Here is a 25463-nt window from a genome sequence, read left to right as displayed (position 1 = left end):
TCGTTGCACCGCTGCTCGGCGTGTTCTTCGTGGTCGGGGTCGCTCTCCTGGAGTACGCGCCGTGAGCGCGCCGGATCGTCAGCGTGACGGTGGCCCGTTCACCGCCGGCGCCATGTGCCCCCACTGCCACGTCTGCGACGTGCACCCGATGCGCGTCCCGAACCCGGCCGCCCCGCGGATCGTCCAGCCGTCCGACGGCACCGTGCACCAGGTGCTCAGGTTCGGCGGCGGCGTGGTCCGCGAGTGGGTCGACCCCGACATCTACGACCGCTGGGACGAACGGCCGTACGACGTCATCCGCACCTGCACCAGCTGCGGCTACGAATGGGGACAGCGATGAGCGGGATGGGGAGCTGCACGTGGTGGCTCGGCCCGGACAAGTGCTTCCTCGACGAGGGGCACGACGGCGAGCACAACGCGAAGTGGGCCACCGACTTTGTGACCATCACATTCAGGGAAGGCGGCACAGGTGTCCGTCAGTGGCCGCCCGCAGCCCGCCCGCACCCCGACCCGGACCCGTGCGTCATGCGCCCCCAGCACCCGCACGTCTGCCTACGCCCCGACCACGATCAGCGGCACGGCCGACCAACCCCCAAGGAGACAACGTGACGGAGTTCGCCCAAGGCGGCTACATCCCCGGGCCGGCGGATCCTGCCACTTTCCCGCCAGAGCTCCGGCAACTCCACCCCGACGAGTGTGTAGTCCGCCCCGACCGTCCAAGCGTGTGCCTGAGGCCGGATCACGAGCAGCGGCACGCCCGACCAACACCCAAGGAGAAGGCATGAAGATCAGCGAACTCATAGCAGCCCTTCACAACGCTGCGGATGAGCATGGAGACCTCGACGTCCTGGTGCTGGACGAGGAACTCGGCGAATGGCGCGACACCAGGGCCGTCAGCGTCGAAACGGGAGTCGTCTGGCGAGACAACGCCCCAATGACCACGGCCGTGCATATCGCCGCGGACTACGACGGGTGACGGGCGATGAGTGACCAACGCGCTCCGACCGCCGCCCAGAAGCGGCGCGGCGACATCCTCGTCAAGACCGTCCTGGGCACGTACCTGGTGACCGCGTTCTTCGCTGCCTCCAACCTCGGCTGGTACGTGGCGCTGGTCGTTCTCGGCATAGCTGTGTTCGTGGCCGGGTTCACGGATTGCGTCAACACGCGCAAGGCGCGCAGCGATGACGAATGACGAGCGCCAGACCGTCCGCCCATACCCGGACCCGGATCCGTGCGTGATGCGCACTGATCGGCCCCACGTCTGCCTACGCCCGGACCACGACGAGCGTCACGGCAAGACCACCCCGAGGGAGCCTTCATGACCCGTCGCCCGCTCCCGCGCTCGCCACCACCCGACCCCTGTCCCGTCCTGCGTACCCCTGACCCGAGAGGCCACCCGTGTTCTTCCAGATCGACGACCAGCTCCCCAACTCCCAGAAGCACCGGGACCTGGCCGACTCCGTTCTGGACGGTGACCTCCGCGGCCCCGCGGCCGGGTTCCTGTGGACCATGGCCGGCGCCGACTGCCAAGCAACCCTGTCCGACGGAATGGTGACTCGCTCCCAGATCGCCCGGCTCCTGCCGGACGCTGGACTGGCGATCGAGCTCGCCGGCATCCTCGTCGGGGTTGGCCTATGGCACGAGCCCGGCCACGACTGCCCACGCTGCGAACAGCCGCCGGAGAAGGGCTGGATCTTCCACGACTGGTGGGACCTCGGCTACGACCGGGCCGACCAGGTGAAGACCACCCGCCGCAAGCGGCGCGAACTCAAGGACTCCAAGCTGCATGCCCAGGTGTGGGCGCGCGACTGCCTCGACCCGTCCGATCCGACGGTCGCGGCATGCCGGTACTGCGGATGCGAACTCAAGAAGTACGACCACCGCGGAGCCAAGAAGGCGCACCTCGACCACGTCGACCCCACCAAGGCCGCAGGCCCGGAGAACGTCGTCCTCGCATGCGGGGACTGCAACCGCCGCAAGGGACAACGCACCCCCGCCCAAGCCGGGATGACCCTGGCCCCGCCCCCTGCCCACAGCGCCGGCCGTACGCCGGGCACGCCCGCAGGCCCCACCCGCCCGTCCTCCGCTGGACCCGACCAGACGCCGCCGGCCGCAGGCCCGGCACGACGCCCCCACGTGACCGCTGACCCCACCGGATCGCCGCACCGCGCCGCAGGCCACACCCGGTCGCCGCACCGCGCCGCAGAACCCCAGGGATCGCCACACGAGGCCGCCGTGACCGGGACGCCCGGCGCCGTCGACAACGGACCGCAGGACGCACAGGGGCCGCGTGTACCCGCCGCCGAACGACCAGCCGACCCGCCACCGACCCGATCACAAACCCATCGGGTAACCCACCCAGAACCCGAAGAAGATTGTGTCCCCGTACGCGCGACGCGCGCGCACCCGGGCCGGGCAGGGTCAGGGCAGGGAGTGGGTAGGGGTGTGGGGAAGGGCCAGGGCGAGGGCCAGGGTTCGGGTAAGCCGTCCGGTTCCAGGAAGCGGCGGCGGCGTGGTCGTGGTGGTGGTCGTCCTGCGGCCGCTGGTGAAGGTGTCCCGTCTGCTGGGGCCTGTCCGGAGGTGGAGGTGGCTGGCAGGTGGGGATCTCCCTACTACGGCCATGCCGGGCCTCCGCTGTTGGTAGAGGGCTCGGACTGTGATCGCCATGGTCTGCCGGAGCCCTGCCGCAAGTGCAAGACCGAGAGCGAGGCGGGCTGATGCCGCTGATCCTGCTCGACCCGTCCGACCCCGCATCCCAGGAGACTTCGTGACCGAGACGTTCCTCGACCGGCACACCGTGCGCACGCTGGCGACCGACTGCAAGATCATCGCCGACTCGTCCGCCGAGCTGCTGCGCATCGCTCGCCGGGAGACCAGCCCGCCCGGTGGCAGGTCTGCCCGCAACCCGCGGGTGCCCGACTCCCGGCCGCCCCTCAACCTGACCGCCCTGTCCGCGTCCCTCGAGATCCACACCTGCCTGAAGCTGTGGGCCGAGAACCTGCGCGACAACACCGGCGTGCATCTCCCCGATCACGACGACGACCGGTCCCTCGCACTCCACCTCCGGGTCCATGCCCACCGGATCGCCCAGCAGCCATGGGGCCAGGACTGCGCGGATGAGATCGGCACGTGGGCCGCCACGATCCTCGGGATCACTACCCCGCCGCCGGCTCGGCGCCTGGACGAGTACTCCACCGCCGAGCGCGCCCAGGGGCTCGCGACTGCGCAGGTGTCGGCCGAGATGTGCGCGCAGCTGGTCGACGAGTACACCGAAGGCCAGCACCAGCCGACGGCCGAGCAGATCCGCAAGTGGGGCCAGCGAGGGAAGGTGTCGGTGTACGGGCCGCCTCGCTGCCGCATGTACGCGGTGAGCGAGGTGCTCGATCACGTGCGACACGCGAAACGGAAGATGTGACTGGCTTGTCCAGCACGACGTGCTAGGCTTCGCCTTGCGAGCGCGGTGGGTCCACTGGACCGCCGCGCTTCGTCGTTCCCGCCCTGTGGTCGGCGTGCGGAACCCGTGAGCCCACGCCGCGGCATCGAGCGTGGATCTAGTCTCCCGGCCGTAGCCGCCCGCGCGCATCTCCCAACTGGCCCCGCTTCGATGCGAGGGCGCGCATCCCCCGCGTGGCGCACGGCCGGGCTCAACCACCGGGAGGCCCTCATGGACGCCGCACCCGACGGGCTGCATCTCGCAGCGTTGACGATCACCCTCTCGACCGACGGCGGCACCGAGTACGTCCTCGTCGAGGCGGACGACGACCTGGCCGCGACGACGATGCTCGGGATGCTGGACCTCGCGAAGGCACAGATCCTCGACCGGCTCACCTGATGTCAGGCTCGACGACCGAGCGCGGTCTCGGGTGGAGGCACCAGCAGGACGTCGAGAGCCTGCGTCGTCGTCACGTGGAAGGAACCGCGTGCTGGTGGTGTGAGCGTCCGATGTTCAAGGATCCAGCTCGCAACTTCGATGGCAAGACCCTGGAGGGCGACCACTCGGAGGCCCGCAGCCGCGGCGGCCGCAAGGCTGACCGGCTGATGCACTCTACCTGCAACCGTCAGCGTGGGGACGGATCGAAGGACGAGCTCCGCCCGGCAGTGACCGGAGTGTGGCCGCCCCCGGCTGGCGCTCCCGCGGTGGCCATGGTCGAGCTGACCGGGCCGCCGGAGCCGCGCGCCCACGTCCTGTACTGGGGATAGGACCCCCACCCCGAAAATATCCGGACCCCCGCCCTCCTGACTCCCTGCGCCGGTGCCAGTCAGGAGTTTTTGCCGGGCTCGAAACTCACGTGCAGGAGGTGGCGGCGGTGGCCGACGAGGACCGGGCCGCCGACGAACGGTCGGGCGGCGATCGACTGCGCGCGGCGCTGGCCGAGGACGACGACCCGGCGGACCTGGTGGCGCTGATCGAAGAGGCCGGCCGAACGAAGGATCGCCTCGACCAGCTCGACGCGATCCTGCGCGGCGACACCGACTTGTGGGCGCAGCTGACCGAGGGGCGCACCGGAACGGTGCTGGAGGTCCGGGTCGACTCGGTGATGCAGGAGGCCCGTCAGCTCACGACGGTGTTCAGGCAGACGCTCGCGGAGATCCGGAGGAGGCGTGATGGAGGCAGTAGCTTCGGCGCCAAGATCGGCAACATCCTCGACGACCTCTGACGAGGACATCGACGCCCGGTTCGCCGAGATCATCGCGGAAGAGTTCCCCAAACTCACCGGCCGGCAGACGCCGTTCGAGCAGTCGTTCCAGATCGGGCTCTGGGAGCTCGGCGAGAAGGTCGTCACCCTCGCGCGCCGGATGAAGGTCCGCACGATGCCGTGGCAGACATGGTCGATCGAGAAGATCATGGCCAAGGAACCCGACGGCACGTGGACCCATCCGGAGTGCTGTCTGATCGTCCCGCGGCAGAACGGCAAGTCGCTGATCCTGTCGCTGCTGGTCATCTACCGCATGTTCAAGCTCGGCGAGCAGATCATCTTCTCGGCGCAGCAGTGGGAGACCGCGAAGTCGCTGTGGAAGCGCACCTGGAACATGGTGCAAGCGCACGGTGACCTCCTCGCACTGGTCGAGTCGAAGACCTGCTCGCAGGGTCGCGGCACGATCGTCCTCAAGACCGGGGCGCAAGTCGTGTTCACCACGCGATCGCCGAACGCGGCCCGCGGCTTGGACCGGATCGACCTGACGATCTACGACGAAGCGTACGACCTGGACCTCGCTGACCTCGCCGCGCTGTCGCCGACGCAGATGGCGGCCGCCGATCCGCAGAAGATCTACACCTCGAGCGCGGTCAACGCTGATCAGCACCCGAACGGGATGCAGTTGGCGTCGGTGCGCGCTCGAGGCCGAGAACGCGAGGACCGGCTTTTTTACGCGGAGTGGCGGGCGCCGGATGATGTCCAGCTCGACCAGCCGTCCACGTGGAGGCAGGCCAATCCGTCCTACGGAGTGATCCAGACCGACGCCAAGCTCGGCGCGGAGTGGCGCACGTTCCGCAAGACTGAGGCGGGCCGGAAGTCGTTCGCCTGCGAATACCTCGGGATCGGCGACTGGCCGACGGAGGGCCCGGAGGACCTGCCCCCGGTGATCGACCCCGACGCGTGGAGCGCCCTCAAGGACCTCGCCGCGGTCGCGACCGGCGCGGTCTGCCTGGCGGTGGAGTGCGAACCGATCCGCGACCCGGCGATGCGCAAGTCGCGGCGGTGGACGATCGGCGCGGCGGTACGCACCGCGACCGGCAAGCACGTGCAGATCGGCTACCGCGGCCCGGGCTCGCCCACCGAGATCGCGGCGAAGGTCGCGGCGGCCGTGGCCGCCAACGATCCGGTCGCGGTCGTGCTCGACGACAAGAGCATCGCCAAGGACCTGCTGACCAAGCCGCTCACCGATCTGGAGATCGAGCCGGAGTTCGTCAAGTCCGGTCAGCTCTCCGAGGCGACCAACGGGTTCCTCCAGGCGGTCGACAACCAGACGCTCACCCACGACGGCGACCCGCGCGTTGCGCCGCTGCTCGAACACGCGCAGCTGCGCGACGTGGGGCAGTCCGGCGGGGCGGCGTGGGAGCGGCTGAAGAACGACGACATCTCTCCGCTGATCGTGCTGACGAACGCGGCCTGGGGGCTGGACAAGTTCGACGTCGCGGCCGATGCGCCGCCGCCGGCGCCCGAGCATGTTCCGACGTCGGCGGACTCGCCGTCGGGTCCGGGCGAGGGGATCGACTTCATGACCGCGAATTTCTAGACGAGGAAGGGGGCGCTGATGACCGAGACTGTGAAGGCCGCCGCGCCCGCTGCGGCGCCCGTGGGCGAGGTCGGGTACGTGGTGTCGGCCCAGTCGCCGATGCTGACGGGCCCGGGCAGCTACTGGTCCATCGACGCCGACATTGAGGAAGTCCCCGAGCTGCGGTGGCCCCAGTCGGTCACGGTGTTCAACCGGATGCGCCGGGCGGATGCTCAGACGATCTCGGTGCTCAAGGCCGTCACGCTGCCGATCCGGTCCACGAAGTGGCGGATCGACCCGGGCGACGCCGAACCCGAGGTGGCCGCGTATGTCGCGGAGCAGCTCGGGCTACCGCTCACCACGGGCGACAACCCGGCCCCCCGGCGCCGGAAGTCGCGGTTCTCGTGGACCGAGCATCTGCGGCTGGCGCTGCTGTCGCTGCCGCTGGGACACATGTTCTTCGAGCAGGTCGTCACCGTTGACCCGGTCACCGGGGACGTCGAGCTGCGCAAGCTGGCCCCCCGGATGCCGTCCACGCTGACCGACATCAAGGTCGCCGACGACGGCGGCCTGGTCGGCATCGAGCAGGCATCCCCTGCGGGCCGGACCGTCAAGGCCCGCGACGGCGGCCGGCGGTTCATCCCGGTCGACCGCCTGGTCGCGTACGTCAACGAGCGGGAGGGAGCGGACTGGGCTGGCACCTCGCTCCTACGGGGCGCCTACAAGCACTGGCTCCTCAAGGACCAGCTGTTGCGCATCGAGGCGATCTCGGTGCGCCGCAACGGTGTCGGCGTTCCGGTTTACACCGCACCCGACGGGGCGAGCTCCGAGGACATCGCCAAGGGCCGCAAGATGGCCAACGAGTACCGCGCAGGCGACTCCGCCGGTGCGGGACTGCCGTTCGGTGCCAAGCTGGACCTCAAGGGTGTGAACGGCATGCTGGTCCCGGCGAGGACCGTCATCGAGTACCACGACGCGCAGATCGCCCGCACCGCGCTCGCGCACTTCCTGAACCTCGACGGCAAGGGAGGCTCGTACGCGCTGGCCTCCACGCAGGCGGACCTGTTCATCACGTCGCTGAACGCGATCGCCCAGATGGTCGCCGACACGACGAACCAGCACGTGATCGACGATCTCGTCGACTGGCAGTTCGGCACCGACGTACTCGCCCCGACGCTGACGTTCGACACGATCGGCTCTACCGACATGGCGGTCGCTCAGGCGGTCCGCACGCTCATCGACTCGGGCGCGATCACGGTCGACGACGACCTTGAGGTGTGGCTGCGCCGGGCGCTCGGCGCACCCGACCCGGGCTCTCGGTCCGGGGCGAGCGAGACGGACGGGGGTGGCGGCGATGGTTGAGGTGGTGGTGCCACCGCGGCCGGTGCTCAAGACGATCCCGAACGTCGAGCTGATCAAGGTCGGCACGTGGCCGATCTCGACGGGGATGTGGACGGTCACCTCCGACGACCTGTACGCCGCGGTGTCCGCGCTCGACTCCCCGGCGATCCGCCGGCCGGTGCTCAAGCTGGGCCACAGTGACTCGCGGTTCGACGGCGAACCTGCGGTCGGGTGGGTCGACAACATGCGGGTCTCCGATGACGGGTCGACTCTCGTCGGCGACTACAAGGGCGTCCCCGAGTGGCTGGCCACGGTCCTGGCGTCCGCGTTCCCCGACCGGTCCATCGAGGGCCAGTACGGGTTCACCGATCAGACCGGACGCGAGCACCCGTTCGTCCTGACCGCCGTAGCCCTGCTGGGAGTGACGGCGCCGGGCGTCGGCACGCTCGGCAGTCTCCAGGACATCGCGGCCCTGTACGGGGTGTCCGCCGCAGAATCCGCCGATCCGACCGGGGCGGAGTTCACCATGCCGGTCACGAGGGAAGGAACCCCCATGCCACAGGCGATCAAGGTCGCCGCGTCGCAGTCGGTGGAGGACGTGCGGCGCAGCTTCTACGAGGGACCCGCCGCCGATAACTGGTGGTGGATCGAAGAGATCTACGTCGACCCGGGCGAAGTCATTGCGGTCGACGACGAGACCGGGGACCTGTACCGGGTCCCGTTCACCGCCGCCGACACCGGCATCACGTGGGGGGAAGCCGAGTTGGTCAAGCGCGAGTACGTCGCAGCGTCCGGCCGGACCCCCGCCATTGCGTGGGCCTCCCGTGAGGAGTCCCGCCCCAACGCTCCGGCCGCCGCGGTCGGTGATACCGAAGAGGAAGGAACGTCGATGGAATTCGACGACACCCAGGCCGCGGAGCTGCTCAGCCTGCTCAGCCTGGGAGAAGAAGCCACAGCTCAGGATGTTCTCGAAGCGCTGACTGCGCTCGTGGACACCTCCACCGCGGCGGCCGCCGGCGAGGGCGAAGACGCCGCGCCGGTCTCCGCCGCCGCTCTGGGGGTCGAGCAGATCCGCGCAGCAGCCGAAAAGAAGGGTCTCACCATGGTCGACGCCTCCACGCTGGAGAGCATCAAGGCTCAGGCCGCGGCGGGTGCCGCCGCGCAGAAGAAGCTCGAGCTCCAGGACCGAGAAGGCAAGGTCGATGCCGCCATTCGCGCCGGGAAGATCCCGCCCTCTCGCAAGGACCACTGGTGCTCGGTCATCGAGCACGACGCCGGCATGGCCGACGTGCTGGCGTCCCTGCCCGACAACATGGTGCCGGTCGCTGAGATCGGCCACAACGGCGACGAGGTCGGCGCCTCCGCCGACGTCACCGAGTCCGACCTCTTCAAGAACTGGAGCTTCTGATGTCCGCGATCCCCATGGTCACCAAGCACGGCCCCAAGACCTTCCACGTCACCGAGACCGTCCGCGGCGGACAGGTCGTCGAGGCGCGCACCGGCGGCAAGGTCGGTGTCGCCGCCGCCGACTCGGGCACCGTCCTCGGTGTGTCGATCGGCGATGCCTCACCGCCGAGCTCCGCCTCGAGCGCTGACGCGTTCGGCAACCCGCTCGTCTCGGCTGTCTCGGTTCCCGAGTACACGGCCGTGGCCTACGGCGGCATCGAAGTGCGGTGCGTGTTCTCCGCGGCCGCCGCGTTCGGCGAGGCGGTGGTCTCCGCTGGCGACGGCAAGGTCAAGCCCGCCGGCGCGTCCCCCACTGGCCGGATCCTCGGCTACGTCACCGAACCCGCTGGTGTCACGGCGGCCGATCAGTCCGGGCTCGTCCGGACCCTCTGACCCCCAGAAAGGAATCGCCATCATGGCACCCACAGGAGTGGTGAGCGTCAACGACGGTCCCCGCATCACGATCAACGATCTCGTCGGGAACCCCAAGCTGGTCCCGACGAAGATCATCGAACTGCTCGCCAACCAGTTCCTCTCCGAGTCGCTGCTGCGCGACGCGGGCCCCAACGTCAACGGCCTGGTCTCCTACAACGAGTCCACGCCGCTGTACCTCGAGGAGGGCCCGGAGCCGGTCGCCGAGTTCGCCGAGATCCCGGTGACCGCCGGCGCGATCGGCCTGCCCAAGATCGCGGTCTCGCAGAAGATCGCGCGCGGCATCCGAGTCTCGAAGGAGATGATCGACGAGGGTCGGCTCGATCTGGCGCAGATGCAGATCACGCAGCTCGTCAACACGTTCATCCGCAACGACGACCGGGCGCTGCGTCACCTGCTGTCGAACTCGGCGATCCCCGAGATCCCCGCGTCGGCCGCCTGGACCGACGGTGCCGGCAACCCGCGTCACGACATCGCCGCGGCGATGGAGAAGATCGGCTCGGCGTCCCTGTCCGGCGACACCGACGGGGACGACACCATGGGGTTCGTGGCCGACACCGTCGTTCTGCCGGCCTCGATCACCCCGGTCCTGATGGACAACGACAAGTTCATCGACGTGTACAAGGACACCCTCGCCGCCGAGGACATCCGCTACACCGGCAAGCTCCCCAACCAGATCATGGGCATGGCTGCGCTGCAGTCGCGCTCGTGGCCGCTGGACCGGGTCCTGGTCGTCGAGCGCCGCACGGTCGGGTTCTACTCCGACACCCGCGTGCTGCAGTCGACGAACATGTACCCCGAGGGCGGTGGACCCAACGGCGGCCCGACCGAGTCGTGGCGCTCGGACACCTCCCGCAAGCGGGTCAAGGGCGTCGACCAGCCGCTCGCGGCGTGCTGGATCACCGGCGTGCAGGGGGGCTGATCCGATGGCGAAGTACAAGCTCCTCGCTGACCAGTGGGACCAGGTGATCTCCAAGCCCACCGAGCAGTTCCGGTTCGTCCGGCACCGCAAGGGGGCCACCGTCGAGATCACCGGAGCGGACGAGGCCCGGCTCCTGCGCATCGGGGCCGTCGAGCCGATCAAGCGCGCGGCTGCGAAGTCGACCAAGACCGAGCAGAAGCCGCCCCCGGAGAAGCCGAAGACCGACGAGGGCAACGGCGACGGAGGCGGCGACAACGGTGACGGCCAGGGGGACCAGAACCCGGCCGACGAGGCCGGCGACCAGAATCCCGACGACTCCACTCAGGAGACGGTCGAGAAGCCGGCCAAGACCGGCCCCGTGGCCGCCTGGCGCGAGTACGCGGTCGCCCAGGGGCACGACCCCGCCGAGGCGGACGACGCCACTCGCGCCGATCTGATCGCCCTGTACGGGTGACCCCGGGCGCCCCTCCGGCGCATCACCTCGTAGTGGTGCGCCGGAGGCTGGCACAGGAAGGAGCCGCGCATGTACGCCGAGGCGCATGACGTCGGGTACGAGGTGGAGCGCCCGTTCTCGGATGTGGACACCCACCGGGCCGGGTCTCTGATCGTTGCGGCGTCGCGGCTACTGGATCAGTACGTGACGATCGACCGTTCAGACCCCGAGCAGATGGGTCTCGCGAAGATCGTCGTGGTCGACATGGTGGCCGAGGCGCTCGCCCCGGGCGAGTACCGGGGCCACCAGTCCTACTCGTGGCGCAACGGGGCACTCGCGGGCTCGGGCACGCTCGTCGCCACGGCGGGCGCGCTGCGGCTCCTGGACTGGCATCTGGCCATGTTCGGGGCGCCCAGTGCGCTCTCCCCGTCGTGGCACTTTGGAGATGAGGTCGGATGAGGCCGGGGTTCACGACGACGATCACGATCCTGCGGCCGACGGTCGAAGAGGACGAGTTCGGGACGGACGTCCTGGACTGGTCCGATCCGGAGCCCGTGCCGGTCGACTTCATGGTGTCGGTGCAGCCGCTCAGCTCGTCCGAGGGGCCGGCGGAGCGGCCGCAGGTCGTCACCGGGTGGCAGCTCATCTCGCCACCCGGCAGGGACCTACCGCTGCGGCCGATCGACCGGATCCGCATCCCCTCGGGGCTCGTGTTCGCGGTCATCGGCGACATCCTGCGGTTCCCCCATCCGATGAAGCCGAACGGGGTCCATCACGTCGAGGCGATGCTCGAGAGGGTGTCCGGCTGATGGCGATGTCGAAGAAGATGTTCGACCAGATCAACCGCAACCGGCAGGTCCGCGCCCACCTGATGAAGGTGGCGCGGGCGAAGGCGGCACGGGCTCAGGCGATCACCAACGCTGAGGGCGGCAAGGCCCGCATCACGGTCAAGTCGGGCATCCGGCCCGGTGGCCGCGCTTACGTGAACATCGTGTCGGACTCCCCCATCGAGGAGTACGGCTCGGAGTCGACCCCCAGAATCCGCGCCCTGGGGCGCGCAATCAGAGAGGCATGACCATGGCAACGAAGGAAGAGACGATCAAGGTCAAGTGGGCGGCCCACTCGGACCCGAGCAAGGTCGGCAAGACCGAGGAACTGCGGCCGCGGGAGGCACGCGCCGCGGTCCGCACCGGGCAGGCGCAGTACGTCAGCGAGAAGGACGTACCTCCGGCCCGGCCGTCGATGAACACCCGCGCGGCATCGCTGGAGAAGGCCAAGAGTAAGGACGGCGACGAGTCCGCCCAAGCCGAGCGGCCGCAGACCGCCGCCGACACTGACGCTGATGGGGCGGCCCTGGACGACGCGGTCGCCGCGGCCGACTCTGCGCAGCCGGCCGCGAAGGCTCCCCGGAAGCGGTAGGCCATGGCTGACGTCGACATCGAGTCCGAGCTCGTCGCCCACTTCAAGCCGGTCCTCGATGAGCTGGGGGCGGCCGGGGTGGGCCCCGAGATGCGCCCGGACAGTCCGCTCCCGTTCATTCAGGTGACCGCGCTGCCGGCTACCCAGGAGCTCCAGTCGTGGGACGGGCGGCTGTCCCTCGACCGCCTGGACGCCGACGTCGACGTCTACGCGGCCAAGAAGGTCACGGCCCGGGACGTGGGGCAGGCCGTGCGCGAGCGGCTGGCGGTGCCGCTGGCCTCGCGCGCCGCGACGATTAGCCGTCGTCCGGCCCTGACACCCCGCCCCGACAGGAACGAGAACGTCCGCCGCTACGGCGCGGCCGTGAGTTTCCTCGCCCGCTCGTAGCGGGACCCACCACCGACGAAGCCCCCGAGTCCTCGGGGGCTTCACGCATTTCAGGAAGGAACGCTATGAGCACCCCGATTGGCGACAACTACGACGACGAACTGGTCCGCATGGGCGTGACCGGGCAGCTGATGTACGCACCCCTGGGCACGATCGCCCCCGACGGGATGGCCGAGTGGGCCGAGGAGTTCATCGACCTGGGCTGGATCTCCGACGAGGGGATCACCGAGTCGGTCGACGAGTCCTCCGAGGGCTTCACCCCGTGGCAGGCCACGGCAGAGGTCCGCGAGGACATCACCAGCGTGCTGATCACGTGGGAGACCACCCTGTGGACCACGTCGTACGACACTATCGCGCTGTACTTCCGCAAGCAGGAAGCGGACATGACCCGCAACGCGGACGGCTCGATCGAGTTCGTCGACGGCAACATCCCGAAGAAGCACCGCGTGTTCTTCGGGATCGACGTCATCGACGACCCGTACCGGCGCCGCATCGAGATCCCCAACGGCGGCATTTCCGAGCGGGGCGGCCAGACGTACACGAAGGGCTCGCTGATCGGGTACCCCATCACGATCAAGGGCTACCTCACGGCGCAGGGCTGGTCCTGCAAGCGCAAGTTCCTCGAGGGCTGGGACCTGCCGACCCCGGCCACCCCCTGATCCGTCCTCCCCATTCGGCCGCCCTCGGGCGGCCCCACTGACGGCCCCGGTCGTGCGCCTTGTCGGGCACGCGCGACCGGGGCCACCTCATGCCCGACAGCCCGACATGAAGGAGGCCCACCGTGGCCATGGACAAGTTCTCCGACAAGCCCATCGACATCGACGCGATGCTCGCCAAGCGTGAGGAGGTTGTCGGAAGCGCCGACCGGTTCCCGTTCATCGCCCTCGGTGAGACGTGGTGGTGCATCGACCCGCGTCTCGCGGACGACTCTCTCCAGTACGACCTGGAGGATCTGCGCGACGATCTGGACGACGGGGAGATCGATTCCTCGGAGTTCCGGACCGCGCTGATTGACCTGTACCTCGGCGACGAGCAGGGCGAGAAGTTCCGTGCCACCGGCGGCCAGATGAAGCACATCAACGCCGCTCTCGAGGCCTACGCGGATACGCAGGCGGACCCTACCCGGAGGTCCTCGCGCGCTACCCGGAGGCGTGCGAATCGGCGCTGATCGCTCAGTATCCGTCGCTCGGTGATCCCGTCGCCGCCTTCTGGCGCGGCGAGATCACCGTGCGGATGCTCGTCTCTCTGATCAATGGCCTGCCACCTACGTCGGCGCTGCATCGGGCTCAGAACGACGGCCAGTTGTGGACGTGGAACGAGGCGCTGCAGTGGCAGCAGATCCACCTGCTCAAGGTGATCGACCAGCGCCTGGTCTGGCAGAAGCGCAAGAAGCCGAAGATGCCGAAGTTCCGTCCGTACCCGTGGTCGAAGGACGAGAAGAAGCTCGGCAACCTCGGCGGCAAATCGGCCAGCAAGGCGCTGGAAGTGCTGCGGTCGCTACGCCCCGGTGGTGGCGCCGGGCGAGATGCCCCGGCGGCGGGCGTGAAGGTGTCAACCGACTAGCAAGGGGGTGGCGTTGGTGGCTGTGGACAGTGACGTCGTATGGGTTCCGACGCTGCCCTCTTTGTCGGACTTCGCGAAGGAGCTCGACAAGGGCACCAAGGGCGCGGGCACCAAGGTCGGCGAGCGTGTCGGCAAGGAGATCGCTTCCGGTGTCGAGCGATCGAAGGCCGCGGTCGACAAGGCCTCTGAGGTCGCGGAAAAGGCGCACAACAAGGTTGCGGACGCAGCAGGCAAGGTGCGCATCGCCGAGGAGCAGCTTGCCCGGGCCCGCGATTCTGGCGACACGCTGAAGATCGCGCGTGCGCAGGAGCAGCTGGCGACTGCCCAGCGACGCGTGTCCGAGGCGACGACCGCGGCTGAGAACGCGGATAAGTCCCTGACGTCGAAGCGGGACAAGCTGGCCCGGGCGACTGACGACTCAGCGCGCGCGGCCCGTGAGCAGGCCGACGCGTTCGAGATGGGCGAAGGGTCGATGTCGAGCTTCGGCGGCGGTATCGACGGCCTGGTCGGCAAGCTCGGCGGCCTCGCTGCCGGACTGGGCGGCATCGTCGCCTCGGCCGACGCCATGATGGAAGGTCTCGACCAGGACCGCCTGGGCGACAAGCTCGCAGCGCAGCTCGGGGCGACCCCCGAGATGGCCGCAGAGTTCGGCGACATGGCGGGCAGCCTGTACGCGCAGGCGTACGGCGATTCGTTCGAGGACGTCAACGACGCACTGCGCGGCGTGTGGCAGCAGGGGTTGGTCGACGAGGACGCGACGAACGCGCAGATCGAGTCGATCACCGCCAAGGTGCTGGACCTGACCACGGCGTTCGATCAGGATCTCGCGGGCGCCACGGGTGCGGTTGGCACCATGCTCAAGACCGGGCTCGCGCCCGACGCCGACGCGGCCATGGACATCCTTACCCGCGGCTTCCAGCAGGGGGCCGATAAGGCGGGCGACCTCCTCGACACCATGACGGAGTACCCGGCGCTGTTCCAGGCGCTCGGTATCGACGGGCAGACCGCGACGGGGCTCATCGCTCAGGGCATGGCTGGCGGCGCCCGTAGCGCAGACCTGGTCGCGGATGCCCTGAAGGAGTTTCAGATCCGTGCGATCGACGGGTCGAAGGCGTCGGCGGAGGCATACGGGGCCATCGGCCTCAATGCCGAGGAGATGACCGCGAAGATCGCAGCCGGCGGCGAGGGGGCCCGCGAGGGCCTCGATCAGGTCCTCGATGGCCTGCGGGCGATGGAAGATCCAGTCGAGCGCAACGCCGCCGCCGTCGGACTGTTCGGCACCCAGGCCGAGGACCTGGGCGGGGCCCTGTTCGATCTGGACCCGTCTACAGCGGTCCAGGCGCTCGGTGACGTCGGCGGCGCGGCCGCAGAAATGGGCGACACCCTCAACGACAATGCCGCGACCCGGCTTGAGGCATTCAAGCGCTCGGCGCAGCAGTTCGCAATCGACAGTGCGGGCGGGTTCATCGGCTGGGTGTCGGAGAACATCGACCTGCTGAAGGACCTGGGCATCGTCCTCGGGGTGACCGCCATCGCGCTCGGCGGGGTAGCGATCGCCTCCGGCATCCTCACTGCCGGTTCGCTTCTGACATGGGTCCGAAACCTGACGATCGCGCAGTGGCTTCTCAACTCCGCGATGCTCGCGAACCCGTGGACGTGGGTAGTTCTAGCCATCGCCGGACTGGTCGCCGCGTTCGTCATCCTGTGGAACAAGTCCGAGGCCTTCCGCGGCTTCTGGATCGGCCTGTGGGACTCGATCAAGAACGCGGCGGCCTGGGCGTGGCAGAACGTCATCAAGCCCGTGTGGGATGCGATGAAGGCCGCCCTGTCCGCCCTGGGCGCCTTCTTCGGCTGGGTGTGGACCTCCCTGATCAAGCCTGCATGGGACGCCTTAGGTGCCGGGATCGCGTGGGTCTGGAACGCGATTATCCGGCCCGCCTGGGACGCGCTGAAGGCCGCGCTCGGCGCGGTTGGCGCGTTCTTCGGCTGGGTGTGGAACTCGGTGATCAAGCCGACTTGGGACGCTCTCGGCGCGGGCATCGCGTGGGTGTGGCAGAACGTTATCCGCCCCAACTGGGACGCGCTTAAGTGGGCCCTCGGCGCGGTCGGTGACTTCTTCTCCTGGGTGTGGAATAGCGTCATCAGGCCGGCTTGGGATGCCCTCGGCGCGGGGATCGCCTGGGTCGCCGACAACGTCGTGCACCCCGTGTTCGACGGTCTCAAGACCGGCCTCGGATTCGTTGAGACCGCGTTCCAGAAGGCCGTCGATTTCATCGGCCAGATGTGGGACCGCATCAAGGGCATCACCGCCAAGCCGGTGAAGTTCGTCATCGACACCGTCTACAACAACGGCATCCGTGAGGTGTGGAACAAGGTCGCCGGATGGCTTGGTCTGGGCACGCTCGACCCGTACAACCCCGAGTGGCTCGGCGCATACGCAGGCGGCGGTGTGCTGCCCGGGTACACGCCGGGCCGTGACATCTACAACTTCGTGGACCCCAAGACCGGCGTGCGCGTCGATCTGGGCGGCGGCGAGGGCATCATGCGCCCGGAGTTCGTCGACGCCGTCGGTGGACCGAAGGGGATTGACGAGCTCAACGCCCGCGCTCGCAAGGGGCTCCCCCTCGGTCACGCCGGGCGCTACGCGGCCGGTGGTGTGCTGCCGGGCTGGGAGATGCTGACCTCCGACATTCAGCGCGCTATGGCTGCGTCGGTGGCGCAGGCGTTCCCGAACCAGCGAATCACGTCCGGCACCCGCTACGAGGACGTCGGCTCCGGGTTCGACAATCACATGGCTCAGCGGGCCGTCGACTTCGACCTCCCCGGTGGCCCGCTCGCGTCGTGGATCGCCCGAGAGTACGGGCCGTCTGTCCTCGAGCTGTTCTGGGATCCGGGACCGAACATGGTCGGCGGCGCCCCGACCGGCGCGATCGGTGGACACTCCAATCACGTGCACTGGGCAATGGCCGAGATCATCGACCCCTACACCGGCGACGTCATCTCGATGGACGGGCCGGGCGGCGGCGGGGTGTCCCCGGTGCGGTCTCTGGTCGCGAAGGCGTTCTCGTCGATCATGGATCCGATCATGGGCATGATCCCGGAGGGGCCGGGCCTGTTCGGTGGGGTTGCGAAGGGTATGGCGACAAAGCTGGTCGACTCCGTTAAGGAGTTCCTGATGGGCCAGTCGGGCGGGTCGTCGCCGCACGGCGACTGGGTCGGCACCCCCGGTGTGGAGCAGTTCCGCGGTCTGGTGGAGCGGCTATTGGCGGAGAAGGGCCAGTCGCAGGCGCTCGTCGGGTCGGTGCTGCGGCGTATGCAGCAGGAGTCGGGGGGCGATCCGAACGCGATCAACCTGTGGGACTCCAACGCTGCGGCGGGAATCCCGTCGAAGGGTCTCATGCAGACCATCGACCCCACGTTCCAGTCGTACAAGGATCCCGGGTTCGACAACATCTGGGACCCCGAGGCCAACCTGCGTGCGTCGATGAACTACGCCCTGGACAAGTACGGGTCCATCTCGGCCGCGTACGACCGGGCGGGTGGCTACGACCAGGGCGGTGTCCTCGAGGAGGGCATCACCATGGCGGTCAACGCCTCCGGCAAGCCGGAGGCGATCCTGACCAACCAGCAGTGGAGGGACGTTTCGGCGCTGGTGCACGAGCTGCAGTTCCTCACCCCCGAGATGAAGCGGTGGGTCGACGAGGGCCTGGTCGAGCTCGAGCGGTTTGCCAATGCGGCGGAGAAGGGCTTCACCGCGTGGGCGTCCGCGAGCACGGAGCAGGGCCGCATGGGGTCGGCGGAGGAGTTCGCGCAGCACTTCGGTACCGCACTCGGTCTCGACGTGGCCGACAGTGCCCTGGGCATGGTCGGTCTCGGCGGGATCCTGGGCGGTCAGCTCAATGAGTCCACCCGGAATCTGCTGCACGCGATCGTCGACGGGCCTATCGGTGGCGAGGCCGCGATCCTTGACGACGACGGCCGGGTCATCGGAACGAAGCTCGACGACCCCGCCGCCGCCGTGCCGAACGACCTCAGCGGCCTCGACCTGTCGGCGCCGGTGGTGCCGTCGGTCGACGGTGAGGCCGACATCTCGGCCGAGCAGCTACCCGCGGGCACCTCGGTGACCGTGGCGCTGCCCGCCGGCAAGACGGCGTACACGGACGAGGAGGTCAAGCAGATGCTCGACGAGCTCGACCAGCGCGTCGACGACCTGGAGATCCGTGTGACCGATTCCGACAACGCGCCCGCTCCGCTCGGTGCGGGCGTGTCCGGGATCGTCTGACCGTGGAAGGGGGCTGCCTGTGATCACCCTGGCATACGTGGGAGTCGACTCCTCGGAATGGACTCTCGTCGGTGAGAGGCAGGGCGCTCAGGGCGCGGAGGCGGCGAAGGTGTCCGGCTTCATCGCCTCCCCCGACACGACGGTGGAGGCGCGCCCTGCCCGCACCGGGCACGTGGTGTCGGGGTTCACGGTGCCGCCGATGACCGGCACCCTCGACCTGACGGTGTCCTCGCAGTTGGTCGACGGCGAGACTCGTGAGCTCGACGAGATCTTCGACGCGCTCGCGCGCGCGTGGTCGCCTCTCGTCGACGGGGAGCTGACGTGGGTCTCGGACCGCGGCGTGCTGATGCGCACGCGGGCGCGGCTCGCCTCGGGTGGGTTCCCGATGCCTGATCGGTCCCCGACCGAGCGGGCGCCGGGTCAGCCGGTGCGGCGGGTGGCGCTGTCGATGTCGGTGCAGTGCCTCGACGGGCTGTGGATCGGACCGCAGTCGGCGCCGTACACCGGCGCCGTGCAGGTGCTCAATGCCGGGGATCTGGACGACTACCCGCGTATCGAGTGGGTCGGGTCGGGCGCGACGGTGTCCGGGCCGGGGATCCCGGAGTTCACTCTGCCGACCACTGCGGTGCCGGCGGTGTGGGACACCGATCCTGCGACCGGCGGGATGGTGACGATCGACGGCCAGCCCGCCACGGCGTTGCGTCAGCAGATGCGGGGCCGGGTCGCCCCGGTCCCGATCGAGCCCGGCACGACCGCGCCGTGGACGTTCACCGGTTGCACCGCAGTGGTGCAGCCGTTGTTCCTCAACCCGTGGGGGAGGTGAGTCGTGTCGGACTGGTCCGCTGAACGTCTGGCCACCACCGCCGCGGGTGGCGTGGTGATGAAGCTCCTCGACCGGCACATCGAACCGGTCGACGACCTGCACGGGTTCATCGAGTGGGAAGGCCCGGAGGTGCCGAACGAGGAGGCGACGTGGGTCGGCTCCTATCCGGTGAACCACCCCGTGGTCGACACGCTCATCCCGCTCGGGTCGCTGGACCCCTCCAAGCCGGAGGACACGTGGACCGAGCTGATCCACGCGGCGCAGTGGGTGCTCATCGAGACCGGGCAGGATCCCGTCACGGGCAAGCCGCATCGGCTGTTCTACCGGGTCATGCGGATCACCGACGGCCACGGTTCCAAGCGCGCGCGGGTGAAGATCGAGGCCGTCAGCCTGCATCGGTACGCCGCGCACATCACCTTCCAGGCTAGTCCCGGATTCCCGATCATCGCCCAGCCGAAGTACCGCGACATCCGCGCCGGGCAGAGCTTGAAGGTGGTCAAGGAGTACTTCTTGGTCAACACGATGCGCGAGTTCCAGCCGGGCGCGATCGACGGCTGGGACCTGTGGGCCCCCGAGTCGTGGGAGAACGTCGTGGCCGACCAATGGGCGTGCATCGTCAACCCGATCAACGCCCCGGTCACCACCGCCATGACGATCCTCGACATGCGGTTCGACTCCGGCCTCGCGGCGGTGAAGGAGACCTTGGACGCCGCCGGCCTGTTGCTGACCCTGGACGTGTGGCTCGAGGGCGATCCGCAACCGTTCCCGGATCACACGATCCTGACCAAGCCGACCATCGTCCTCGACATCGTGCCCCGACAGTGGGACACCTCCACCACCGGACATGCCGGGGACCTGCTCAAGGGCCTCATCCGCACGTTCGACACCGAGGCCAACGCCCCGCGCATCGGCCTGGCCGACACCCCGTCCACCGCGGCCGGAGTGCCGGCGTGGGTGCTGTGGCAGCCCGAGCACATGGAGGCGGTGACCTCGGAGCTGACGATCGCGAAGTCGGACGTCTGGCACGTCACGGTCGGTGGCCGCTCTCCCGAGGCGATCAACAACATGCTCGGTCTCGGCGCTAAGGCCGTCTTCGGCGGGCTGGGTGCGGCGCTGGCGATGGCGATCCCGGTGTTCGGTCCGGTCATCGTCGCGGCGGCGGACTTCCTTGGCGACGTGGTCGGCGAAGGGCTCAAGGACAAGCTGTTCGCTTGGTCCGAGGCTGCTGACCTCAAGCGCAGGGAGTGGCACGGTCGGTTCGCGAACCGCGACTCGGTCGGGGCCGGTGACGGCTGGACGATCGAGGCGTACCAGCAGGCGTACCAGATGCTCGCCCAGGGCGCCGGCGGCATCTCGATCGGGTTCACCGTCGACGGCGGCGCCCCGTTCCAGTGGGGCATCGACTACCGCGCCGGCGACCAACAGGGCGTGGTGCACCGCGGGATCATCTTCGCCACTTACGCCTCCAAGACGGTGATCAGTCAGAAGAAGGGCGACAAGCGGCTCCGCTCGGCGATCGAGCTCGGCGACCCGCGTGTCCGGGAGAACCCGACCGCCCTGTTCGCCCGGTCGATCAAGACGATCCAGAACTCGGTCGACCGCGTCAAGACCTTCATCATGTGAGGAGAGACCATGCCCGACGACAAGGTGCTCGACGAGCTGTACCCGTATCCGCGCGACCCGAAGTTTCACCCGTTGGCGTGCTTGTTCTTCAACATGCCGCACCTCGCGGTGGACGCCGACGGCGCGCACGCGATGGCGAAGTGGGTGTTCGACCATCTCGGTTGCGCCGGCCCAGGCACGTCGGCGCCGCCGACGGTGAAGTACGACGCTCTCGGCGGGTCCGGGGCTCCGCACGAGTTCGGGGTGTGGATCAAGGCCGAGGACGACCGGATGACGGTCCAGGTGACGACCCCGGAGAAGGATCTCACCGAGATGGACGAGGCGGAGCTCGCTGAGTACATCACCCACGCGAAGGCCGCCTTGGTGGCCAAGCGTGCCGGCACCGCGAAGGAGGCGTGACCGGTGGGAGTCAACCTCAGTGGGACCGCACCGACGACGCCGGGCGCGCCGGGCGGGATCCTGCAGGCGATCCGAGACGCCGTCGAATCCGTCGGCGGGATCGGTGAGGCGCTCGCCAACGGGCTGAACGGCATCATCTCGGGAATCGTCGACATGGTCCTGGGCCGCTACGACGGTGACATTCCGGCGCTGGTCGATGGGCAGCTCGAGCTGAACGAGCGGTTCGAGTTGCTGGGTACCTCCGCGTACTGCGCGGCGTACATGTACAACAATCTGCGGCTGGGCCCGGGCCGGAACCGGGCGTTGCCGTTCGATTCGCAGATCGGCCCGAACAACGACGCCGAGCTGGTGCAGGTGTCCCGTCCTCACCCGGAGGCGACCAACCCGTCGACCGTCCTCAGCGAATGGTGCATCCGCCTGGACCGGGCCGGCCTGTGGCACGCCAACGCCTCGTTCGTCCACGCCGGCGATGGATTCGACCGTGCGCAGGGCGAGATCGTGGTGCTCAAGCCGGACCTGACCCCGTACTCGTACACGACTCTGCCTGCCCCAAGGGCGCACGCCGACGGCGGCACTGTCTCCGACGTGAACGTCGGTGTGCCGGTGTCGCTGTCGAAGTTCTTCGTCACCCCGGCGCCGGGTTACTACGTGCAGGTGCGGTGGAAGTTCAACGTGCTGGTCGGTATCCGCACGGTCAAGGGTGGCGCTCGCCTGTCGCAGTTCTCGGTGGTGCAGTGGTCCGACGACATCGAGAACGCGGCGACCAGCGACGACCCCGGCGGCACGATCGACGACACCGCTTGACCAGCCGCCCTGCCTGGCCCTCTCCTTCCTCGCCCGCTCGTACCGGGCCCTGAAACCTCTGGAGGCTCTTGTGCCCATCCTTACCGGCACCATCGACGACGTCACGGGCTCCCCGCTGCCCGATCGGGTCCCGCTGGCCACGCTGCGCGTCACGGTCCGCGCCCCCTCGCGCCGCTCGTCGCTGACCGAGCAGGTGCGCCTCGTGGCGTCGGTCCCGGTCCCCGTGGAGGTCTCCCCCACCGGGGAGATTTCCGTCGAGCTCGAGCCGGGGCCGGCGGTCATGCTCGTGGAGGGCGAGGGCCTGCGCGACGTGTACGAGCTCGGTGTCACCGCCGACATGACCCTGCTGACCGAGGCGTTGCAGGAAATGTCTCCGACCCGATCCTGGGTGGAGTCGCAGATGGTGCAGCTGCGGAGCCAGACGGTCACCGCGGCGGGCGATGCGCAGACCGCGAAGTCCGACGCCGAGGGCGCGGCATCGGTCGCCGAGGGGCACCGCACCCACGTCGATGCGATCCGCCAGACGCTCGACGAGGCGGCTCAGTCGAACGTCGCGCCGTACCTCACCCAGTCGGAACTTAATGCCACCTATGGGACCAAGGCTGAGGTGGAAGACCTGGATTCTGCGAAGCTCGACAAGATCGAGGCATCCGCGACCTACGCGAGCCTGTCCGACGTGTTCGACGGCGGCCCCCTCAAGCGGGCGGTCGCCACGTTCGATGCCGCCTACGAACCCGCCGAAGACGGCACGCTGGTGCTCATCCTCGGCGGCACCCCGCCACCGGAGACCCAGTTCTTCACCGACTTCTCTGAGAACACCATCGGCCAGCCCCCGGCAGGCTGGTCGACCCGGTGGCGCGACACGAACATGTGGACCGTGCAGGCCGACGCGGCAGGGCTGGGTGGGGTGATCCTGAAAAGCACTGCACCTGCCCCGACGGGGGAAACGAACCGGGTCCTGGCGTGGGACGCGATCGGTAGCGGGCACTCGAACGTGGAGGTCGTGCTGCGGTGGAGCGGCAACAGCGCCGCTGTCCCGGTGCGCCCGGTTGTGCGAGGGGCCGGTACCGCCGCCACCCCGACCGGCTACGTGGGCGGGTCGCAGAACGCGACCACGGACTCCTTGCAGTCGCATCCTGCAAGCGCCACCCTCACCACGCTGGGAACGGCCGCCCGCACATTCTCCGCGAACACGTGGTACATCACCCGGCTCCGGGCGGAGGGGTCCGTCATATCTTCTCGAACGTGGCTGGACTCCACCCCTGAACCGACGGCGTGGGATTTCCAGGTCACCGACACCGCCATCCCCGGCCCTGGCTGGGTCGGGCTTCGCGTGTTCTCCCTCGTCGGGGAGCAGTACGTGGATTGGGTGGGTGTCGGCGTTGATGGTGTGCCCGCACCGACGGAGGCGGTGTAGATGCTGACCCGCTTCGAGTCCACCAGCGGCGAGGAACTGACCACGCTGGCTGATGAGGCCGACCTGTACACGGCACTCGCCGGGACAGGCAGAGTCACCACGACCCTCCTCGGCTTGTCGACCAACTTGAACCTTCCCGTCCGTCTGGTGACGGTCGATCTGCCGTCCACCCCGCATGACGCTCCGTGCGTGCTGTTCGTGGGGATGCAGCACGGCAACGAGCCTGTCGGCCGCGAGACGCTCCTGTCTACGATCCGTGACTTCGCCGAGGCCACCGACCCTGCCTCACTCGCCCTGCTCGGGGCGTGTCGGTTCTACTTCATCCCCACCGCGAACCCTGGCGGCTTCCCGCTGTACCGCACCATCCCCGCCTCGGGTGGCGCGAACATGAACCGAGAGCATCTGTCACTGTCGGTGATCGAGTCGAGGTTCGTCCAGCAGGCGATCACGGACCTCGACCCGGCGCTGGTGGTGGACTGCCACGAGCAGTTCGGCTCATCCCCGACCACGCTTCGCGTGGAGATGCTGCCGGGCAGACACCCGATGTCGGCGCCCGTAGTGACCGAGCAGTCCCTGTCGCTCCACGCGGCGGTCCAGTCGGCGCTGGATGCGCAGTCCATCGAGCACGGCCCGTACTCGGTCGAGACAGACGACCCGTGGGTGTTGCGTAGCATGTGCGGTCTGCGGAACATTCCGTTCCTGCTGGTGGAGACCCCGGCCCTGAACGACACGATCCACAAGTGGGAGCGGTTCCGCTGGTACAAGGTCGTCCGCGATGCGGTGCTGGCGTGGTCGGGCGCGAACATCGCGACTGCGCGGGCCGCGAAACGTGCTGGCGAGGCCGAGATGGTTCGGCGGGGCACCGCCCGCGACGTGCCGTTCAACCTCAACACCACGGTCCTGAACCCGCCGCCGCTGGCGTACACGTTCCACGGGCAAGCGCCGGACCACCTAGAGGTGTTCGGCCTGGACTACACCGATGTGGCGGGCAAGGTGACAGTACCGATGGCGCAGGCCCAGTGGGCGCTCTTGCCGTTCCTGTTCGACCCGGACGGGCCGGAGCCTGTCGTCGCGGCCACGAGGGTGTCACCGACTCCCCCGCCTCCGAAAGTGCCGCCGTTCCGTGGCCGACCGGTAGCGATGAAGGTGCGACTGGACGGGGAAACCCACCTCGTGACAGCGATGAAAGCCCGGATCGGGGGCACTATCTACGAGGTGAGATTGCCTTCCTGAGCCGTCGGACCGCTCGGAATCCGTCGTAGTGCACGCGGCGACGCAGGGTCGGAGGAGGGACTCGTCGACCGAGCCCTTCTTCCCTCGTATAGGTGCATGGAGGGCAGAACCCGCAAGGTCTCCCATCGAACAGTGGAGTGTGACAAAACCACGTCATCTCCATCAGCGGGGCGAAACCGGCATCGCGGGCGGCTTCGAGCATTTCCAGCTTGGTCGTGTCGAATAAGCCGAATGCGAACTGGCCGAACAGGGTCACGACATCGGAGGGCGCATCAGGACGTACGCGGTGGACACCGTCACGGTCCGTGACGGTGTGTCCTCGCATCACTGCGTGGGCCTTATCGTCTTTGTGAATCGAGAGTTCCAGCTCGATTCCTTCGTTCTCGGCAAAGGAGGCCAGCCATTCATATTGGCTGCCGAGGTGCTGCCCGCTGGCAAGTCGACGTCGAGCTTCCGTGTATTTGGCAGATTGGGCGATGGTGCTCACTTCGCGAGTGATTGTCGGAAGCAAGCGCGAAGCGACACCGCTATCGAACCTCGCGAGTTCAGATCTGATCCGGCCCTGGGTCTGAACTTCTTTCTCAGTGCCGCCGCGCTTCGGGTCGGCCACATACCAAGGTTGGACTTCCCGCTGGTCGTTCAGCACCAAACTGACAACGCGAAATGTGGAATCCCACCCACCAGTCCAGAGGACGTTTGCCGGCGCTTGGGCCATAGATTATC

General features: G+C 68.6%; 31 protein-coding genes. 30 read left to right on the top strand and 1 reads right to left on the bottom strand.

Annotated elements, in window-relative coordinates; translation table 11 throughout:
- Window positions 1-61 precede the first annotated feature (61 nt).
- The 30 genes from OVA21_RS04025 to OVA21_RS03880 all read left to right on the top strand — a co-directional run bounded on the left by OVA21_RS04025 (window position 62) and on the right by OVA21_RS03880 (window position 24740).
- Entirely contained in the window at window positions 62-340 is a 279-nt protein-coding gene (locus OVA21_RS04025; protein ID WP_268091830.1) for a hypothetical protein, read from the top strand.
- Complete coding sequence (locus OVA21_RS04020; protein WP_268091829.1) at window positions 337-609, top strand: hypothetical protein; 273 nt, start codon at window positions 337-339, stop codon at window positions 607-609. The genes OVA21_RS04025 and OVA21_RS04020 overlap by 4 nt, the downstream gene beginning before the upstream one ends.
- A gap of 172 nt (window positions 610-781) precedes the next feature.
- Entirely contained in the window at window positions 782-976 is a 195-nt protein-coding gene (locus OVA21_RS04015; RefSeq protein WP_268091828.1) for a hypothetical protein, read from the top strand.
- 6 nt (window positions 977-982) lie between these two features.
- Window positions 983-1192 (top strand): hypothetical protein, encoded by a 210-nt coding sequence (locus tag OVA21_RS04010; protein ID WP_268091827.1) that lies wholly within the window; start codon window positions 983-985, stop codon window positions 1190-1192.
- 206 nt (window positions 1193-1398) lie between these two features.
- Window positions 1399-2718 (top strand): HNH endonuclease, encoded by a 1320-nt coding sequence (locus OVA21_RS04005; RefSeq protein WP_268091826.1) that lies wholly within the window; start codon window positions 1399-1401, stop codon window positions 2716-2718.
- Window positions 2719-2767: 49 nt separating this feature from the next.
- Window positions 2768-3415: a hypothetical protein gene (locus tag OVA21_RS04000; protein ID WP_268091825.1), complete on the top strand. Its 648-nt coding sequence runs from the start codon at window positions 2768-2770 to the stop codon at window positions 3413-3415.
- A gap of 249 nt (window positions 3416-3664) precedes the next feature.
- Complete coding sequence (locus OVA21_RS03995) at window positions 3665-3832, top strand: hypothetical protein (RefSeq protein ID WP_156776000.1); 168 nt, start codon at window positions 3665-3667, stop codon at window positions 3830-3832.
- Window positions 3832-4200, top strand: coding sequence for a hypothetical protein (locus OVA21_RS03990; protein WP_268091824.1), 369 nt, complete (start codon window positions 3832-3834; stop codon window positions 4198-4200). Before OVA21_RS03995 ends, OVA21_RS03990 begins: the two co-directional genes overlap by 1 nt.
- A gap of 107 nt (window positions 4201-4307) precedes the next feature.
- The gene (locus OVA21_RS03985) at window positions 4308-4658 is read left to right on the top strand and encodes a hypothetical protein (RefSeq protein WP_268091823.1); all 351 of its coding nucleotides are present in this window, start codon (window positions 4308-4310) and stop codon (window positions 4656-4658) included.
- Complete coding sequence (locus OVA21_RS03980) at window positions 4606-6237, top strand: hypothetical protein (RefSeq protein WP_268091822.1); 1632 nt, start codon at window positions 4606-4608, stop codon at window positions 6235-6237. The genes OVA21_RS03985 and OVA21_RS03980 overlap by 53 nt, the downstream gene beginning before the upstream one ends.
- A gap of 18 nt (window positions 6238-6255) precedes the next feature.
- Window positions 6256-7578, top strand: a complete 1323-nt coding sequence (locus OVA21_RS03975; protein WP_268091821.1) for a phage portal protein family protein — start codon at window positions 6256-6258, stop codon at window positions 7576-7578.
- Window positions 7571-8965: a phage protease gene (locus OVA21_RS03970; protein ID WP_268091820.1), complete on the top strand. Its 1395-nt coding sequence runs from the start codon at window positions 7571-7573 to the stop codon at window positions 8963-8965. Before OVA21_RS03975 ends, OVA21_RS03970 begins: the two co-directional genes overlap by 8 nt.
- Complete coding sequence (locus OVA21_RS03965) at window positions 8965-9396, top strand: hypothetical protein (RefSeq protein WP_268091819.1); 432 nt, start codon at window positions 8965-8967, stop codon at window positions 9394-9396. The genes OVA21_RS03970 and OVA21_RS03965 overlap by 1 nt, the downstream gene beginning before the upstream one ends.
- Before the next feature lie 22 nt (window positions 9397-9418).
- Complete coding sequence (locus OVA21_RS03960; RefSeq protein WP_182657800.1) at window positions 9419-10357, top strand: phage major capsid protein; 939 nt, start codon at window positions 9419-9421, stop codon at window positions 10355-10357.
- 4 nt (window positions 10358-10361) lie between these two features.
- Entirely contained in the window at window positions 10362-10811 is a 450-nt protein-coding gene (locus OVA21_RS03955; RefSeq protein ID WP_268091818.1) for a hypothetical protein, read from the top strand.
- 69 nt (window positions 10812-10880) lie between these two features.
- The gene (locus OVA21_RS03950) at window positions 10881-11249 is read left to right on the top strand and encodes a hypothetical protein (RefSeq protein ID WP_268091817.1); all 369 of its coding nucleotides are present in this window, start codon (window positions 10881-10883) and stop codon (window positions 11247-11249) included.
- The gene (locus OVA21_RS03945) at window positions 11246-11599 is read left to right on the top strand and encodes a hypothetical protein (protein ID WP_268091816.1); all 354 of its coding nucleotides are present in this window, start codon (window positions 11246-11248) and stop codon (window positions 11597-11599) included. The genes OVA21_RS03950 and OVA21_RS03945 overlap by 4 nt, the downstream gene beginning before the upstream one ends.
- A complete protein-coding gene (locus OVA21_RS03940) occupies window positions 11599-11865 on the top strand; it encodes a hypothetical protein (protein WP_069388564.1) in 267 nt (88 codons plus the stop codon). Before OVA21_RS03945 ends, OVA21_RS03940 begins: the two co-directional genes overlap by 1 nt.
- Window positions 11862-12209, top strand: a complete 348-nt coding sequence (locus OVA21_RS03935; RefSeq protein ID WP_268091815.1) for a hypothetical protein — start codon at window positions 11862-11864, stop codon at window positions 12207-12209. The genes OVA21_RS03940 and OVA21_RS03935 overlap by 4 nt, the downstream gene beginning before the upstream one ends.
- A 3-nt stretch (window positions 12210-12212) precedes the next feature.
- Window positions 12213-12596 (top strand): hypothetical protein, encoded by a 384-nt coding sequence (locus OVA21_RS03930; RefSeq protein WP_268091814.1) that lies wholly within the window; start codon window positions 12213-12215, stop codon window positions 12594-12596.
- A gap of 65 nt (window positions 12597-12661) precedes the next feature.
- Window positions 12662-13255, top strand: coding sequence for a phage tail tube protein (locus OVA21_RS03925; RefSeq protein WP_268091813.1), 594 nt, complete (start codon window positions 12662-12664; stop codon window positions 13253-13255).
- Between the two features lie 122 nt (window positions 13256-13377).
- Window positions 13378-13764 (top strand): hypothetical protein, encoded by a 387-nt coding sequence (locus OVA21_RS03920; RefSeq protein WP_268091812.1) that lies wholly within the window; start codon window positions 13378-13380, stop codon window positions 13762-13764.
- 65 nt (window positions 13765-13829) lie between these two features.
- Window positions 13830-14159 carry a hypothetical protein gene (locus tag OVA21_RS03915; protein ID WP_156775996.1) on the top strand — a complete coding sequence of 110 codons (330 nt, stop codon included), beginning with the start codon at window positions 13830-13832 and terminating at the stop codon, window positions 14157-14159.
- Window positions 14160-14175: 16 nt separating this feature from the next.
- Window positions 14176-18441: a phage tail tape measure protein gene (locus tag OVA21_RS03910; protein WP_268091811.1), complete on the top strand. Its 4266-nt coding sequence runs from the start codon at window positions 14176-14178 to the stop codon at window positions 18439-18441.
- Between the two features lie 19 nt (window positions 18442-18460).
- The gene (locus OVA21_RS03905) at window positions 18461-19264 is read left to right on the top strand and encodes a hypothetical protein (protein ID WP_268091810.1); all 804 of its coding nucleotides are present in this window, start codon (window positions 18461-18463) and stop codon (window positions 19262-19264) included.
- Window positions 19265-19267: 3 nt separating this feature from the next.
- Window positions 19268-20887 carry a Gp37-like protein gene (locus tag OVA21_RS03900; protein ID WP_268091809.1) on the top strand — a complete coding sequence of 540 codons (1620 nt, stop codon included), beginning with the start codon at window positions 19268-19270 and terminating at the stop codon, window positions 20885-20887.
- A 9-nt stretch (window positions 20888-20896) separates the two neighbouring features.
- Window positions 20897-21286 carry a hypothetical protein gene (locus OVA21_RS03895; protein WP_268091808.1) on the top strand — a complete coding sequence of 130 codons (390 nt, stop codon included), beginning with the start codon at window positions 20897-20899 and terminating at the stop codon, window positions 21284-21286.
- Between the two features lie 3 nt (window positions 21287-21289).
- Window positions 21290-22090, top strand: a complete 801-nt coding sequence (locus OVA21_RS03890) for a hypothetical protein (RefSeq protein WP_268091807.1) — start codon at window positions 21290-21292, stop codon at window positions 22088-22090.
- A gap of 70 nt (window positions 22091-22160) precedes the next feature.
- Window positions 22161-23507, top strand: coding sequence for a hypothetical protein (locus OVA21_RS03885; protein WP_268091806.1), 1347 nt, complete (start codon window positions 22161-22163; stop codon window positions 23505-23507).
- The gene (locus OVA21_RS03880; protein WP_268091805.1) at window positions 23508-24740 is read left to right on the top strand and encodes a M14 family zinc carboxypeptidase; all 1233 of its coding nucleotides are present in this window, start codon (window positions 23508-23510) and stop codon (window positions 24738-24740) included. It begins immediately after the preceding gene.
- Here the strand turns inward: OVA21_RS03880 and OVA21_RS03875 are convergent.
- Window positions 24712-25350: a hypothetical protein gene (locus OVA21_RS03875; protein ID WP_268091804.1), complete on the bottom strand. Its 639-nt coding sequence runs from the start codon at window positions 25348-25350 to the stop codon at window positions 24712-24714. The two genes, OVA21_RS03880 and OVA21_RS03875, sit on opposite strands and share 29 nt — an antisense overlap.
- Between the last annotated feature and the right edge of the window lie 113 nt (window positions 25351-25463).

It is taken from the genome of Dietzia sp. SL131 (genome assembly GCF_026672565.1).
Lineage (GTDB): Bacteria > Actinomycetota > Actinomycetes > Mycobacteriales > Mycobacteriaceae > Dietzia > Dietzia kunjamensis.
The sequence above is the reverse complement of the archived record's forward strand: the minus strand, read 5'-3'. Positions and strand labels throughout refer to the sequence as shown.